The following is a 12,607-nucleotide window of genomic DNA, read 5'->3' as shown; positions in this document are numbered from 1 at the left end:
AGATGTGCTACTGAGTAGCACCATCTTCCACGATAAAGGGAGCGCCGCAATGTCGGTCAAGGCATCCGTATCCATTTCCGATCAGCAGGATATCTTTGCCCGCAGGCTGGTTGAGGAGGGGCGTTACGCGAGCCTCAGCGCGGTGGTGCAGCGCGGACTGGAGCTGCTCCGACAGGAAACGGAACTGAAGGAGGCCGAACTCGCCGCGCTTCGAGCTTTACTGGTTGAGCGCGGGAAGGGAGACTTCGTTTCTGTCGAAGACGGCAAGGAGAGGACGGCGGCCATGATCGCAGCCAAGAAGGCCGGTTATGGCCTTTAAGGTCCTGCGTTCGACACAAACGGATCAGGACCTCGGTCTCATTCTGGACCATCTCGTCCAGTCCTATCTGGACCTTGGCGACGCTTTGCCTGCGGCTTTCGCACGGGCTGCGAGGCGTATTGCATCTATTGAGGTGGATATGGACGCTCTGCACAAGGCGCCTTTTCAGGGGACGTTGTCATCCGAAATATTGCCGGGCCTGCGCCGGGTCACAAAAAATCAGGCGGTATTTTATTTCGATGTTGATGAGGGCGAAAAGACCGTGCGTATTCTCGCGGTGTTTTTTGGCGGGCAGGACCATCTGCGCCACATGTTGAAGCGCCTTGCGCCCCGCCCATAGTCGTCTTCAGACCTCGTCGAACGCCCCGCCTTCCCGTGAGGGATTGCGGTTGATCACCCGTTCTTCCGCGTCGTCGGGAAGGGCCTCGTCGCTTTCCTGATAGGGGTCATCCTCGCTCTCGGCTTCTTCTTCCTCGATTTCCTGTTCGATGGATTGCGGAATTTCTCCCTTTGCCGGAAGGGCGTCGATGTCGAGATCGAGCAGGTCCTCATTCATGGCGTCTTCGTTGAGGGGTACAGCTTTCTTGCGGTCCATGACGATATCCTTTCTATCGGGTCATTGCGCAAACGGCCGGGGGCGCAGAGGGTTCCTGAGACCGGTCGATTCGCTCAAACGGCATCGCGTGAAAAAGGCGTCTTGACCTCAATAGCGCTTGAGGTTCTAGCTTGCCCGCCGTATCGCAAAAATGGAAAGGATACGGCTTTGACGAGTGTGGAAATGACGGAGAAAAATGGCTGGATTGAATTGTTGAGCGGGGCGAACCTCTCGCTTCTGACCGTCATTTCCTCCGGTATCGGCCTGCATGCCTTCAATCAGTTCGCGGTGGTAACGGCCCTTCCGGTGGCCGTGCGCGAGATTGGCGGCGCTGCATTTTATAGCTGGGCCTACAGCCTCTATTTCGTCGGTTCCGTGGCGGGTGGCGTCACCGCCGTCCTGTTTCGCGAGCGATTTGGCGCGCGCGCCGTTCTCCTCCTGTGCTGCCTGATCTTTTCCATCGGCTCCGTTATGTCGGCGCTTGCCGACAGCTTCCTCTGGGTCGTCATCGGCCGGGCCTTGCAGGGGCTTGCCGATGGCCTGATCGTGGCGGTGTGCTACAGCCTCATACCTGCCGGTTTCCGTTCCGCCCTGCTGCCGAAGGTCTTCGCCATCGAGGCGGCCATATGGGCGGTCGCATCTTTCATCGGGCCTTTGACCGGCGGTTTTGCCACCGAGCACCTCTCCTGGCGCGCGACCTTTCTTTTGTCCGCGCCGCTGATTGCGCTGTTGCTGGCCTATACCAACTCTGCCGTATCCGCTGAGAGGCCGGTCGCAGCGACGCGCAAGCCGCTGGTTCCCCTGGCTCTTTGCCTTGTCGGCGCGCTGGCCTTTTCCGCGCCTTCCGCCTTCGAGGATGCGAGCCTGCGCGTCATTGCCCTGCTTGCCGGCGCAGCGCTGTTATGGGCCTCGCTGAAGGCGGGCGTCCGCCCTTCGACCGGCCTTTTCCCGAAGGATTCCTTCCGGCTGAAAACGGTGCTTGGCAGCGGTTTCTGGGTGTTGTTCCTGATGTCCTATGCCCATGCGCTGGGTAGCGTTTACCTCGCTTATGTCGCCATCAATCTCTGGCAATACGAGCCGACCTTCGCAGGTTTCATCGTCGTGACGATGCCGCTTGCCTGGAGCTTCGTCGCCATGCTCATCGGCAGCCTGCGTTCCGGCCGCCTGCGGGAAATTTGCCTGCATTACGGGCCTTACCAGATGGTGCCGGGCTGCGCTCTGCTCGGGCTGGGGCTTTCGACGGGGAACTGGATGGAAATGCTCATCGGGCAAATCCTGATCGGTTCGGCTTTCGGCATGTCCTGGGCGGGCATCAGCCAGGCGGCCATGGAAGCGGCGCCTGAAGAGGAGCGCAAGATGACGGGCGCGCTGCTGCCCACGGTCGCGACACTGGGTGCGGCGGCCGGAGCCGGTGCAAGCGGCACCGTCGCCGCGGCAACCGATCTTGTCACGCAGATCGAACGCGCCGATGTGACGATGCCGATGGTCTATCTTTATGGGCTGGGTGTTCTGGTGTCGCTGCTGGCGATCCTCACCACGCGCGGGCTGCGGAGCGCAGAGCGTTAAATCTCCGCCACGTGGCGCGTGGTTTACGACTGGGTGGCGGCGATGGTGATCGCCGCCAGATAGACGACGAAGGACATGATCGCGATTGCGCCGATAATGATGATGATGCCCTTGCCGGCGCGTTTCTTCTCACCCTTGTTTTCGTGGGCTTCGGTCGGAAACAGAATGGGATCGCTTGAATCGCTGATTTTGGTCATGCCGTTTCTCCTTCGGGCGGTTTTCTCAATGATCAACAGCCAGATCCGCCAAAAGGTTCCTCAGGGTCGCAGCGCCCAGGTGGTGGCGTGCACCACGGTGCCGGGTGCTGCTCTGAGTGCGGCGGAGCGCACGGGCTCGAAACCCTCGATCCGTTTCGTGCCGACATAGCGGCCACGGTTGGCAAAGACCTCGATCGAGCCGTAATCCAGAAAGATGCGGATGCGCGATGCCCTCGCGCCCTTGGCGATATAATGCGGGGAGGGGCCGTCACGCCCGTCCTCATGGCGGATCCACAGGCCGGTTTCATCGGAGACGAGACCGAGCGTCACTGCCGGATGATCTAGGGCCAGCTCGAAAGGCGCGCCGGGCGAGGCAAGCTCGATCAGCATTTCCACCGCCCCGTTGATGAAGGTAACGCGCTCGCCGGCCGCCAGACGCGTGCGGTCGAGAATATGGCTGCGCAGGCTTTCCGCAGCACCGATCGGCGGCGTCAGAAGCTCGCCGTTCGAATAGTGAATGCGGCGCGGCAGGGTCATGGAGGTGGGGAAATCGATTTCCGGATTGGCGTCCGCCCAATTGGCAAGCCAGCCGATACCGATGATGCTGTCGCCATCGAGAAACGCCTGAAAGGCGTAATTATCGGTGCCGAAATCCAGTTCCTGGCCGAATTCCCTGTTGAATGTCTTGCCATCGAACCAGCCGACATCGGCCATGGTCAGGTTCTTGCGGCCGGTCTCCGGGTCTTCCGAATGCATCAGCCCATAGACCAGCACCCAGCGGGTGGAGCGGGCATTGGCCGGGCCGTCAAGCGGCAGCAGGCAGGGGCATTCGATGGCCGTGGTCTTGTAGCGCGTTTCCACCCACAGCTTGCCCACATAGGTCCAGCCGGAGGCCGCAGTCGGATCGAGTGTTTCATAAAGAAGAATGACGCCACCACCGTCGCTCTGGCTGCCGAGCACCATTTTCCAAAGCCCATCGGGACCGCGAAAGACGTAGGGATCGCGGAAATCCGGTGTCAGCCCCTGTCCGTCCGGTCGGTGGCCGAGGATGACTTCCGCCTGTCCGGCCATGATGAGATCGGAGGATGTGGCGGTAAGCTGGATCTGCTGTTCGGGAATGCGGTCCTGCACCTGCTCGGTGAAGAACACGCGGATGCCCGTGCCTTCCACCAGCGGAATGGTGGAGCCGGAATAGGCGCCGCCGCGCTTGTCGGGTCGGGTCGTCAGATCCTCGGAGGGGAAAAGAAAGATCGGCAGGTGCCGCCAGCGAAGATAATCCGACGAGACGGCATGGCCCCAATGCATGGTGTTCCAGCGCAGCCCGTGTGAATAATGCTGATAGAACAGATGCGGCCTGCCTTCGAACCGTCCGAAACCGTTGGGATCGTTCATCCAGCCGAAGGGCGGGCGGAAGTGATAGCTGTCAGGCAACTCGGGTGCCGCATTGTCAGGCTTGGTGTGAACGACGGTGATGCCGGTTTCGAGCACGTCCGATGCGGTGAACCAGTAGATGACGGAAACGGCTGTGGTGACCGTGTCGTAACTCAGCTCCACATGGCCGCCGCCGAAGACCTGGTAGATTCGAAAGCCGAACTCTTCCGTGTTGAGGCTTGAAACCTCAGCGAATTTTCCGTTCGCATTGGAGAAGGAGACGGCGCCGGGTTCGGCCGGTTTCTTCGCCTTCAGCCAGACATGGAAGGTCGCATTGACCGGCAGGTCGGTGTGAAGGGTGCGGATGGCGCTTTCCGGCTCGGCGGCTACGGCTTCAACGACGGTCATTCCCGTTCCTTTCGTTGCGGCGTTTCTGGTTCAGGAAACGCAACGAATGGGACGAAAGAAAGTTCAACTGCCGGCTTTAGTCCGGCGTTGTTGTTTCGTATTTGCCTTCCAGTTCGAATACCAGCCCGTCGGGATGGTAGAAGGTGCGGCCTTCGCCTGAGAAATAGGCCGCGACGATCTGGTTGGTGAGCCGCGAACCGAAACCCGTGCGCGTCGGCGTCCTGACCGCGGGCCCGCCAGCCTCCCGCCAGCGCAGCGTGAAACGATCATCCTCATCCAGCGTCCAGACAATGTCGACCTTTCCGTTTTCATTGGAAAGAGCGCCGTATTTCAAAGCGTTGGTCGCCAGTTCATAGACGGCGAGCGACAGGCCGAGCGCCTGTTGCGGCGCGATTTCCAAGTCCGGCCCGGATATCGTGACGCGGGTCCTGTCGTCCAGATGCGGATGCACGCTGCTGTAGATAAGCTCGGCTATGCTGGTGCCCTGGCCGGAGGCGTGCATGAGGTTCTGGGCGTTGCCGAGCGCCGCGATGCGCTTCTTGATGGTGTCGCGCGCCTCGTCAAGCGATTGCGAATGGCGCAGGGTGGCGCTGACGACGGCAGTCGTGATCGCCATCGTGTTCTTGACCCGGTGGACGAGTTCGCGCCGCAGAAGCTCTTCCCGGCTGCGGCTCTGCACCGCTCCGGTCGTGTCGACGGCTATGTCTATCAGCCCCGCGATCTTGCCCTGGTCGTCGTAAAGCGGGCTGTAGGAAAAGGTCCAGTAGGTGTCTTCGGGATAACCGTTGCGGTCCATAACGAGATGCATGTCCTCGGCGAACGTGCCCGTGCCGGAGAGTGCCTGATCAACGAAGGGTTTCACATCGTTCCAGACATCGGACCAGATGATGTGAAACGGCTTGCCGAGCGCACCCTCTTCCTTCAGTCCAAGAAACGGGCGGTAGGCGTCGTTGTAGATGATGTTGAGGTCAGGCCCCCAGAACAGACAGATTGCATGCCCTTGCTTGAGGATCATCTGCACGGTGGTTTTGAGTGATACCGGCCATGTGCTGATCGGGCCCACGCTTGTCGAGGACCAGTCGAAGTGGCGGATGGCCTTGCCCATCTCACTGTCGTCATGGGGGAAGTCTGGCACCAGGATATCCTGCTTGAACTGTCACTCATCTATTGGCTGTTTGTATGTTCAAATATACGTACAGTTCAAACTGATTTTTCCGAAGTCCGGCGCAGCTTTTGACAATTGCAAATTTCGCACTCGAAAACGGGCGTGAAAATGGCCATATCAGGCAAAAGCAGGGAGTTTACCCGTGATCAGATTCGACAATTCCTATGCCCGCCTGCCGGAGCGTTTCAGCGCCGCGGTGCTGCCAACGCCGGTGAAAGCGCCGCGTCTCATCGCTTTCAACCGTGCGCTTGCCGACGAGCTTCTTCTCGACGTATCAGGCCTCGATGATGAAAGGCTGGCGGCGATCTTTTCCGGCAATGTGGTGCCGCAAGGAGCCAAGCCGCTCGCCATGGCCTATGCGGGCCACCAGTTCGGCGGTTTCGTGCCGCAGCTCGGCGACGGTCGCGCCATTCTCCTCGGCGAGGTGATCGACAAAAACGGCAAACGCCGCGATATCCAGCTCAAAGGCTCCGGCCCGACACCGTTTTCGCGAAGGGGAGACGGGCGCGCGGCGCTCGGCCCGGTGCTGCGTGAATATATCGTGTCGGAGGCGATGTTTGCGCTTGGCATTCCCGCAACAAGGGCGCTGGCCGCCGTCCTCAGCGGTGAAAGGGTGCAGCGCGAGATCGGTCTGCCGGGCGGCGTTTTCACCCGCGTTGCGGCCAGCCACATCCGTGTCGGCACCTTCCAGTTCTTTGCGGCGCGCGAGGATGACGAGGCGATCAGGAACCTCGCGGACTACGTGATCGACCGCCATTATCCTGAAGCGAAAAATGCCGGCAATCCTTACCTCGCCCTTTTGCAGGGGATTGCGCAGCGGCAGTGTGAACTCATCGCCCGCTGGATGATGGTGGGCTTTATCCACGGCGTGATGAATACCGACAATATGGCGGTCTCCGGCGAGACCATCGACTTCGGGCCATGTGCTTTCCTTGATGAATATCATCCGAACAAGGTGTTCTCCTCCATCGATGCGCAGGGGCGCTACGCCTTCAACAACCAGCCGGGCATCGCCCAGTGGAACATCGCAAGGCTGGCGGAATGCCTTTTGCCTTTGCTCGATCCGGAAGTGGAGAACGCCGCTGAACTGGCCAATGCCGTGCTCGCCGATTTCGCCGCCACCTTTCCCAGGCGCTGGCTTGCCGGCATGCGCGAAAAACTGGGCCTGAAGTTGGAAGAAGAGGGCGATATCGATCTGGTGCAGGCGTTGCTGGCGCTGATGCAGGCATCGGAGGCCGATTACACGCTGACCTTCCGGCGTCTTTCCCATGCGGTCGTCGGCGATGCCGAGCCGTTTCGCGGCATGTTCATCGATATTGCCGGGGCGGATGAATGGCTGGGGCGCTGGCGGGAGAGGGCAGCGCGGGAAGGTGTTTCCGCCGCTGCAAGGTCACAGGCGATGCTCTCGACCAATCCGGCCATCATTCCGCGCAACCACCGCATCGAGGAACTGATCGCAGCGGCGGTGGAGGACGATGATTTTGAACCCTTCCACGCCATGCTGGCCGCAATTGCAACGCCCTTCGAGGAACGGCCGGACAATTTCGTCTACATGCAGCCACCGATGAGCCATGAGAGGGTATTTCGGACGTTTTGCGGGACGTAGTTGGGATAAGGTCGTGGCCTTCCCCGTCATGCCGGACTTGATCCGGCATCCAGTCGACGCGCGTCTGCGCGGCGGAGAGAGTCATTTCAACCCAAAGACTTGGGCTGGCTGGATGCCGGATCAAGTCCGGCATGACGGGAGAAACTGCAGCCGTTTTCTTTACCCAACCCGGGCGAGCGGCTCATGCGTGCCGTAATACCGGCCGAACCGGTTTTCGAGGAATTTCGGCAACGCCACTTCTTCCTGCCGGACGAAGCCCTTCTGCGGCAAAGAGCCTTCCGCGAGAAGGTCGAGAACCGTGCAGATGCCGGCGGCGGTGGTGATCTGGATGGCGCTCATCATCCGGCCGGAAACCGGACCCGCATAGACCTTGTTGGCATAGGTTTCCTGCAGGAAACGGCCGTTGCGGGTGCCGCAGACGGTGACGAAGACGATGACCACATCCTGCATGGTGCCGGGCAGGGCGTTTTCGAAAAGATCCTTCAGCACGTCGCGGCGGTTGCGCAGGTTGAGGTCGTTCAAAAGCGCCTTCATGATCGCCACATGGCCGGGATAACGGATGGTGCGGTAATTCATCGTCCGCACCTTGCCTTCCAGCGTGGCGCAAAGCGTGCCGAGGCCGCCTGACGTGTTGAAGGCCTCATAGGTGACGCCGTCAAGCGAAAATTCCTCGCGTTCCTCAAGGGCAGGAACGGCGGTAAGGCGGCCTTCGACGATTGCTTCGCAGGGCTCGATATATTCGTTGATCAGCCCGTCCGTGCTCCAGGTGAGGTTGTAGTTGAGCGCGTTGGACGGATATTGCGGCAGCGCGCCGACGCGCATGCGCACGCTGTCCAGCTTGTCGAACCGGGCCGCGAGATCGGCGGCCACGATGGAGATGAAGCCGGGGGCAAGGCCGCATTGCGGAATGAGTGCGGTCTGCGCCGTTTCCGCCAGCGCCTTGACCTTGCGGGTGGATTCGACGTCTTCGGTGAGATCGAGATAATGCGTGCCGACGGCGACGGCCGCCTCCGCAATGCCCGCCGTCAGGTGGAAGGGGGCGGCGGACAGCACGGCGAACTTGCCCTTCAGCAGTGCTTCCAGAGCGGGACGATCGGTGATGTCGACGATTTCCGTGTCGACGCGCTCATGCGCCGGCACATTCGCCAGCTGGTCGGCCGAGCGATCGGCAACCGTGATGCGATAATCGCCGGTAGCAGCCAGCATCCAGGCGATGGCCGAACCGATATTGCCCGCGCCGATGACGACAATGTTTTTCATGTTTTTGTTCCCCGCAGTAAATTCGCATATGTGCGCGCACCGGATGCGCTTCAAAGACAGAATGCCAGCTTTTATTGACGATTCGCAGCTTCACTATGTGCAGATAGCGGGTTAATATTGCGCAGTTAGACGACAGGATTGGTCACTATGACGATTGCCGAAAAGGACCGGGCGCTGCTCGCCCTGCTTTCCGAAAATGCCCGCATGCCGGTGGCGGAACTGGCACGCAAACTCGGCCTTTCGCGCACGACGGTGCAGGCCCGCATCGAGCGACTGGAAGCCGACGGCGTGATCGCCGGCTACGGCCTGAGGCTTGCGGAAAGCTATCTGTCGGGGCTGGTGCGCGCTCATGTGCTGATCACCATCGGGCCGAAGGCGCTGCCCGGCGTGACGGCGGCACTTTCCGCCATCAAGGAGGTGACGACGCTGCATTCGGTCAGCGGCACTTTCGACCTGATCGCCATTCTGGCAGCGCCTTCCATCCTCGACCTTGACCGGCTGATCGACCGGATCGGCGCGCTGGATGGCGTGGAGCGGACGTTATCGTCGATCATTCTTTCGACGCGGATTTCGCGGTAGAACCGCTTGGGAGTGGAAGGTATGCGAAACCCACTTCCGTCATGCCGGACTTGATCCGGCATCCAGCCGCAGCGCGTCCGCGTGGCGGATAGAGTCTTTTCAGCCCAATGACTTGGGCTGGCTGGATACCGGCTCAAGGCCGGCATGACGGAAGCGATGGTCTACAAAAAGAAGCAGCAAAGGAGCTTGTCGCTCCCATGCCTCTGCCGCTACGCGAGGGTGAAGACCATCTAAACCACCGCCCGCTCGTCGTAAGCCCTCTGTGCCGCCATCACCGCGTCGATATTACCCTCCGCCCAATGGGCAAGCGCCGCCACCGTGTCGGTCAGCGTCCGCCCGAGCGGCGTCAGCGAATATTCGACCGTCACCGGCACGGTCGGAAAGACCTGCCGGGAAATCAGCCCGTCGCGCTCCAGCTTCTTCAGCGTCTGCGACAGGACCTTTTGCGAAATGCCCTTGATCTCGCGCCGCAGCAGGTTGAAGCGCACGGGGTCCAGCCGCAGCTTATCGAGGATCAAAAGCGCCCATTTGTCGGCGATCCTGTCCAGAACCATGCGTGTGGGGCAGCGGTCCTCGTAAACGTCATAGATGCGTTCCATCGATGTCATTCCCCTTGTCTCAAGGCCGGCAGGTTTCCCTGAGGATACCAGATAACCGAAAAGTGCTCTCTTTTCATGATTTCCAACACGCAGTATGTGTGTTTTCGAAACATGGTTTCCATTAGATACTAAGGATATTTGAGATGACAGGCAAGATACTCGTAATCGGCTCCACAGGCACCATCGGCACGCCGCTGGTCAAGGCGCTTCTGGCCAAGGGCGAAAGAGTGAAGGCGGCCTCGCGCACCGGCAAGGCGGTGGACGGCGCGGAAGGTGTGAGGTTTGATTATACCGATGCCTCGACTTACGCGGATGCCTTCGACGGCGTGGACCGGCTGTTTCTGATCCTGGCGGGCGGGCGTCTGGATGCCATCGACGCACTGACGCCGGTGGTCGAGGAAGCCGCACGCCGCAAGGTGAAGATCGTGTTCCTCAGCGTCTTCGGCGTCGATGCCGATGATTCCATTCCCTATCGCCAGATCGAGCTGAAGATCATCGCTTCCAGCGTGCCTTACGTCATTCTGCGCCCCAACTGGTTTGCGGATAATTTCCACACCTATTGGAAGGCCGGCATCGAACACGGAGAGATCGCCGTTCCGGCGGGCGAGGGCAAGTCGAGCTTCATCGATGTACGCGACATCGCCGACAGTGCCGCCGCCGCCCTGACCTCGAATGCCTTCGATGGCAAGGCGTTCAACCTGACCGGCCCGAAAGCGTTCGGTTACGGCGAGGCGGCCGCGATCATCTCGCAGGCAATCGGCAAGCCGGTCGGCTATAGCGCGGTTTCGGACGAGGCCTTCATCGCCATTCTCACCGGCGCTGGCGTTCCGAAGGACTATGCCTCTTTCCTCGCCTCTATCTTCCACCCGGTGCGCGAGGGCTGGACATCGGCGGTGACGGGCGATGTCGAGACTTTGACCGGCCGTGCGCCGCGTTCGCTGGAGACCTATGTGGGCGACCATGTGGACGTGCTGAAGGGCTGACGCTCAGAGCAATACGCCCGCCGCGCTCACGCCGGATCGGTGGAGCCGCGGCGGGCCTTGAAGAACATCTTCAGCCGCTGGATATCCTCGGCGCTCCAGCCTTCAGGCTCCGTCACCTCCGTCCAGGCATCGATATAGTGTTCCGGCGCATAGACATGGCCGTAGCCGATCGGGGCCGTGGTGGCGGCGGCAACATCGAGCCCGAGTTGCAGCAGGGTGACTACCGGGAACCAGCGGAAGGATGTGGAAACGTCAGGTCCGTGATGGGCCATCCATTCCGGCCGCCGGTAAAGCGAGGCGGCCTCGAAGAAGGTGATCGGATCGCTCGCATATTGCAGATAGACGATGCGCATCGGCCCCCACGCCACACCGGGCATATGGGCGGTGGTATATTGGTTGGCGAAGCGGATGACGGAGGAGTCGCGGAAACGCGGCAGCCATTCCGGCGTGCCCTTCACCCGGCCATTGGTCGCCATGCGCCATGTGGGGCTGGAAAAGGGCGGGCCGCTCCACAGCGCGCCCTGGAAGGGATCGGCCAGCACATCGTAAAGATCGGAGGATTTCTGCGAATTGAGCGAGCCGAGGCTGAGGCCATGCAGATAGAGCTTCGGCCGCGTCTCCTTCGGCAGGGTCGTCCAGTAGCCATAAACGGCCTGGAACAGCGCGCGCGCCGTTTCCACACCGTAATCCGGTTCGGTCAGAAGTGCGATCCAGCTCGAAAGATAGGAATATTGCACGGCGACGCTCGAGACATTGCCGTCGTGCAGATATTCGATGGTGTCGAGCGCTTCCGGGTCAATCCAGCCGGTGCCCGTGGGAATGACGACCAGCAGCACCTTGCGCTCGAAACCGCCGACCCGCTTCAGTTCTTCCAGCGCAAGCGCTGCTCTTTCCTCGGGCGTCGAGGCCGAGTTGAGCCCGGCATAGACCCGCAGCGGCTCCCTGGCGGGGCGGTGGGTGAAGGCGGAAATCTCCTGTGCCTCCGGCCCGCCGGCCACGAATTCACGGCCTCTGCGGCCAAGCGATTCCCAGCTCATCAGGGAAGCGCTGCTGCCGGTCTTGAGTGCGTCGGACGGGCGCGGCACATCCGGCTCGATCAGCGCATCGACCTGTTTCAGCGATGAATCGGCAAATCTGAGGCCGATGTCGAAGATCAGACCGTTCAGCAGCATCCAGGACAGCACGATGGCGGCGGCGATGCCAAGCACATTGGCAAGCCGGCGCGGCAGGAAATGACGGCTGCGCGCGGAAAAGAACCGCCGGATGAGCTGGAAAAGCCGGCCCGCGCCGATGAGGAGCGCGGCGACCAGCACCGCAACGCCGCCGGTCTTGGTCGGGTGGGCGCTGGGCAGCGGATCAAGTTCCATCAGGATGCGGATGGAATTCTGCCAGTCTTTCGCCTGCCATAAAAACGCGATGGCCGTGATGGCGCTGGCAAGCGCGATGAGGAAGCGAATGCCACGCGCATTATGGCGCGAGGGTTCGGGCAGTTCGAGATAGGCCCAGACCGCGTGTATCGCCACACCGATCAGATAACCGATGGCAAAGGAAAATCCGCACAGCACACCCTGCATCAGCCAGGTGCGCGGCAGAAGAGACGGTGTGAGCGAAGCGCAGAACAGAATAGTGCCGAAGACGATGCCGGTTGCCGAAAGACCCGCAAACAACCGCTCAACCCATTGTTTCACCAACTTGACCTGCCCCTTCTGCTCACCGCTTGCCGCCGAGTGTAATATGCGGCGGGCGAGGGTGCAAACCCTGTGGTAAGGATAAAAATCATGAATATAGGAAAATAATCCTTTACAGCGTGACGGTGGTTTGATAGTGTTTGGATACAGTCGGAGATTTGCGGCTGAGCGGCGGTTGGTTCGAAAAGACCAGGGCGCTGAGTTTTTGCGACTGCCCTTGCCCGCCGACCTCATTCCTGTGCTTGTCACAGGAATCCAGCCAGCCCAAGTC

Annotated in this window: 13 protein-coding genes; 6 read left to right on the top strand and 7 right to left on the bottom strand. The window is 60.8% G+C overall.

Annotated features, from left to right (window positions below; all coding sequences use genetic code 11):
- Positions 1–49 precede the first annotated feature (49 nt).
- Positions 50–319 (top strand): ribbon-helix-helix domain-containing protein, encoded by a 270-nt coding sequence (locus tag OK142_RS04205; RefSeq protein WP_498681220.1) that lies wholly within the window; start codon positions 50–52, stop codon positions 317–319.
- A complete protein-coding gene (locus OK142_RS04200; RefSeq protein ID WP_498681218.1) occupies positions 309–659 on the top strand; it encodes a type II toxin-antitoxin system RelE/ParE family toxin in 351 nt (116 codons plus the stop codon). Before OK142_RS04205 ends, OK142_RS04200 begins: the two co-directional genes overlap by 11 nt.
- Before the next feature lie 6 nt (positions 660–665).
- Here OK142_RS04200 and OK142_RS04195 read toward each other — a convergent pair whose 3' ends face one another.
- Positions 666–914: a hypothetical protein gene (locus OK142_RS04195; RefSeq protein ID WP_003497133.1), complete on the bottom strand. Its 249-nt coding sequence runs from the start codon at positions 912–914 to the stop codon at positions 666–668.
- Between the two features lie 183 nt (positions 915–1,097).
- Here OK142_RS04195 and OK142_RS04190 point away from each other — a divergent pair, with 183 nt between their 5' ends.
- Positions 1,098–2,480: an MFS transporter gene (locus OK142_RS04190; protein ID WP_498681215.1), complete on the top strand. Its 1,383-nt coding sequence runs from the start codon at positions 1,098–1,100 to the stop codon at positions 2,478–2,480.
- 23 nt (positions 2,481–2,503) lie between these two features.
- On the opposite strand, the gene OK142_RS04185 is transcribed toward OK142_RS04190, so the two are convergent.
- The 3 genes from OK142_RS04185 to OK142_RS04175 all read right to left on the bottom strand — a co-directional run bounded on the left by OK142_RS04185 (position 2,504) and on the right by OK142_RS04175 (position 5,591).
- The gene (locus OK142_RS04185; RefSeq protein WP_082183963.1) at positions 2,504–2,677 is read right to left on the bottom strand and encodes a hypothetical protein; all 174 of its coding nucleotides are present in this window, start codon (positions 2,675–2,677) and stop codon (positions 2,504–2,506) included.
- 60 nt (positions 2,678–2,737) lie between these two features.
- Entirely contained in the window at positions 2,738–4,456 is a 1,719-nt protein-coding gene (locus OK142_RS04180) for a glycoside hydrolase family 32 protein (RefSeq protein WP_498681213.1), read from the bottom strand.
- 76 nt (positions 4,457–4,532) lie between these two features.
- On the bottom strand, positions 4,533–5,591 hold the full coding sequence (locus OK142_RS04175; RefSeq protein ID WP_498681211.1) for a sensor histidine kinase: 1,059 nt from the start codon (positions 5,589–5,591) through the stop codon (positions 4,533–4,535).
- 175 nt (positions 5,592–5,766) lie between these two features.
- On the opposite strand from OK142_RS04175, the gene OK142_RS04170 reads away from it, so the two are divergent.
- Positions 5,767–7,227 carry a protein adenylyltransferase SelO gene (locus OK142_RS04170; RefSeq protein WP_498681727.1) on the top strand — a complete coding sequence of 487 codons (1,461 nt, stop codon included), beginning with the start codon at positions 5,767–5,769 and terminating at the stop codon, positions 7,225–7,227.
- A 159-nt stretch (positions 7,228–7,386) separates the two neighbouring features.
- On the opposite strand, the gene OK142_RS04165 is transcribed toward OK142_RS04170, so the two are convergent.
- On the bottom strand, positions 7,387–8,487 hold the full coding sequence (locus tag OK142_RS04165; protein ID WP_003497118.1) for a saccharopine dehydrogenase family protein: 1,101 nt from the start codon (positions 8,485–8,487) through the stop codon (positions 7,387–7,389).
- A 147-nt stretch (positions 8,488–8,634) separates the two neighbouring features.
- Between OK142_RS04165 and OK142_RS04160 the strand changes: the two genes are divergently transcribed.
- Positions 8,635–9,066: an Lrp/AsnC family transcriptional regulator gene (locus OK142_RS04160; RefSeq protein ID WP_003497116.1), complete on the top strand. Its 432-nt coding sequence runs from the start codon at positions 8,635–8,637 to the stop codon at positions 9,064–9,066.
- Between the two features lie 230 nt (positions 9,067–9,296).
- Here the strand turns inward: OK142_RS04160 and OK142_RS04155 are convergent, their stop codons facing one another.
- Positions 9,297–9,665, bottom strand: a complete 369-nt coding sequence (locus tag OK142_RS04155) for a winged helix-turn-helix transcriptional regulator (protein ID WP_498681726.1) — start codon at positions 9,663–9,665, stop codon at positions 9,297–9,299.
- A gap of 143 nt (positions 9,666–9,808) precedes the next feature.
- On the opposite strand from OK142_RS04155, the gene OK142_RS04150 reads away from it, so the two are divergent.
- Entirely contained in the window at positions 9,809–10,648 is an 840-nt protein-coding gene (locus OK142_RS04150) for an SDR family oxidoreductase (RefSeq protein ID WP_498681206.1), read from the top strand.
- Between the two features lie 26 nt (positions 10,649–10,674).
- Here the strand turns inward: OK142_RS04150 and OK142_RS04145 are convergent, their stop codons facing one another.
- A complete protein-coding gene (locus tag OK142_RS04145; protein WP_498681725.1) occupies positions 10,675–12,315 on the bottom strand; it encodes an alpha/beta hydrolase in 1,641 nt (546 codons plus the stop codon).
- Between the last annotated feature and the right edge of the window lie 292 nt (positions 12,316–12,607).

Source organism: Agrobacterium sp. BT-220-3 (assembly GCF_025910175.1).
GTDB lineage: Bacteria > Pseudomonadota > Alphaproteobacteria > Rhizobiales > Rhizobiaceae > Agrobacterium > Agrobacterium oryzihabitans.
Note: the sequence above shows the minus strand (reverse complement) of the source record. Positions and strands in the feature narration are given on the sequence as shown.

Coding starts and splice junctions, on each gene's coding strand:
- OK142_RS04205 (WP_498681220.1), top strand. CDS start 50: ATGTCGGTCAAGGCATCCGTATCCATTTCCGATCAGCAGGATATCTTT.
- OK142_RS04200 (WP_498681218.1), top strand. CDS start 309: ATGGCCTTTAAGGTCCTGCGTTCGACACAAACGGATCAGGACCTCGGT.
- OK142_RS04195 (WP_003497133.1), bottom strand. CDS start 914: ATGGACCGCAAGAAAGCTGTACCCCTCAACGAAGACGCCATGAATGAG.
- OK142_RS04190 (WP_498681215.1), top strand. CDS start 1,098: ATGACGGAGAAAAATGGCTGGATTGAATTGTTGAGCGGGGCGAACCTC.
- OK142_RS04185 (WP_082183963.1), bottom strand. CDS start 2,677: ATGACCAAAATCAGCGATTCAAGCGATCCCATTCTGTTTCCGACCGAA.
- OK142_RS04180 (WP_498681213.1), bottom strand. CDS start 4,456: ATGACCGTCGTTGAAGCCGTAGCCGCCGAGCCGGAAAGCGCCATCCGC.
- OK142_RS04165 (WP_003497118.1), bottom strand. CDS start 8,487: ATGAAAAACATTGTCGTCATCGGCGCGGGCAATATCGGTTCGGCCATC.
- OK142_RS04160 (WP_003497116.1), top strand. CDS start 8,635: ATGACGATTGCCGAAAAGGACCGGGCGCTGCTCGCCCTGCTTTCCGAA.
- OK142_RS04155 (WP_498681726.1), bottom strand. CDS start 9,665: ATGGAACGCATCTATGACGTTTACGAGGACCGCTGCCCCACACGCATG.
- OK142_RS04150 (WP_498681206.1), top strand. CDS start 9,809: ATGACAGGCAAGATACTCGTAATCGGCTCCACAGGCACCATCGGCACG.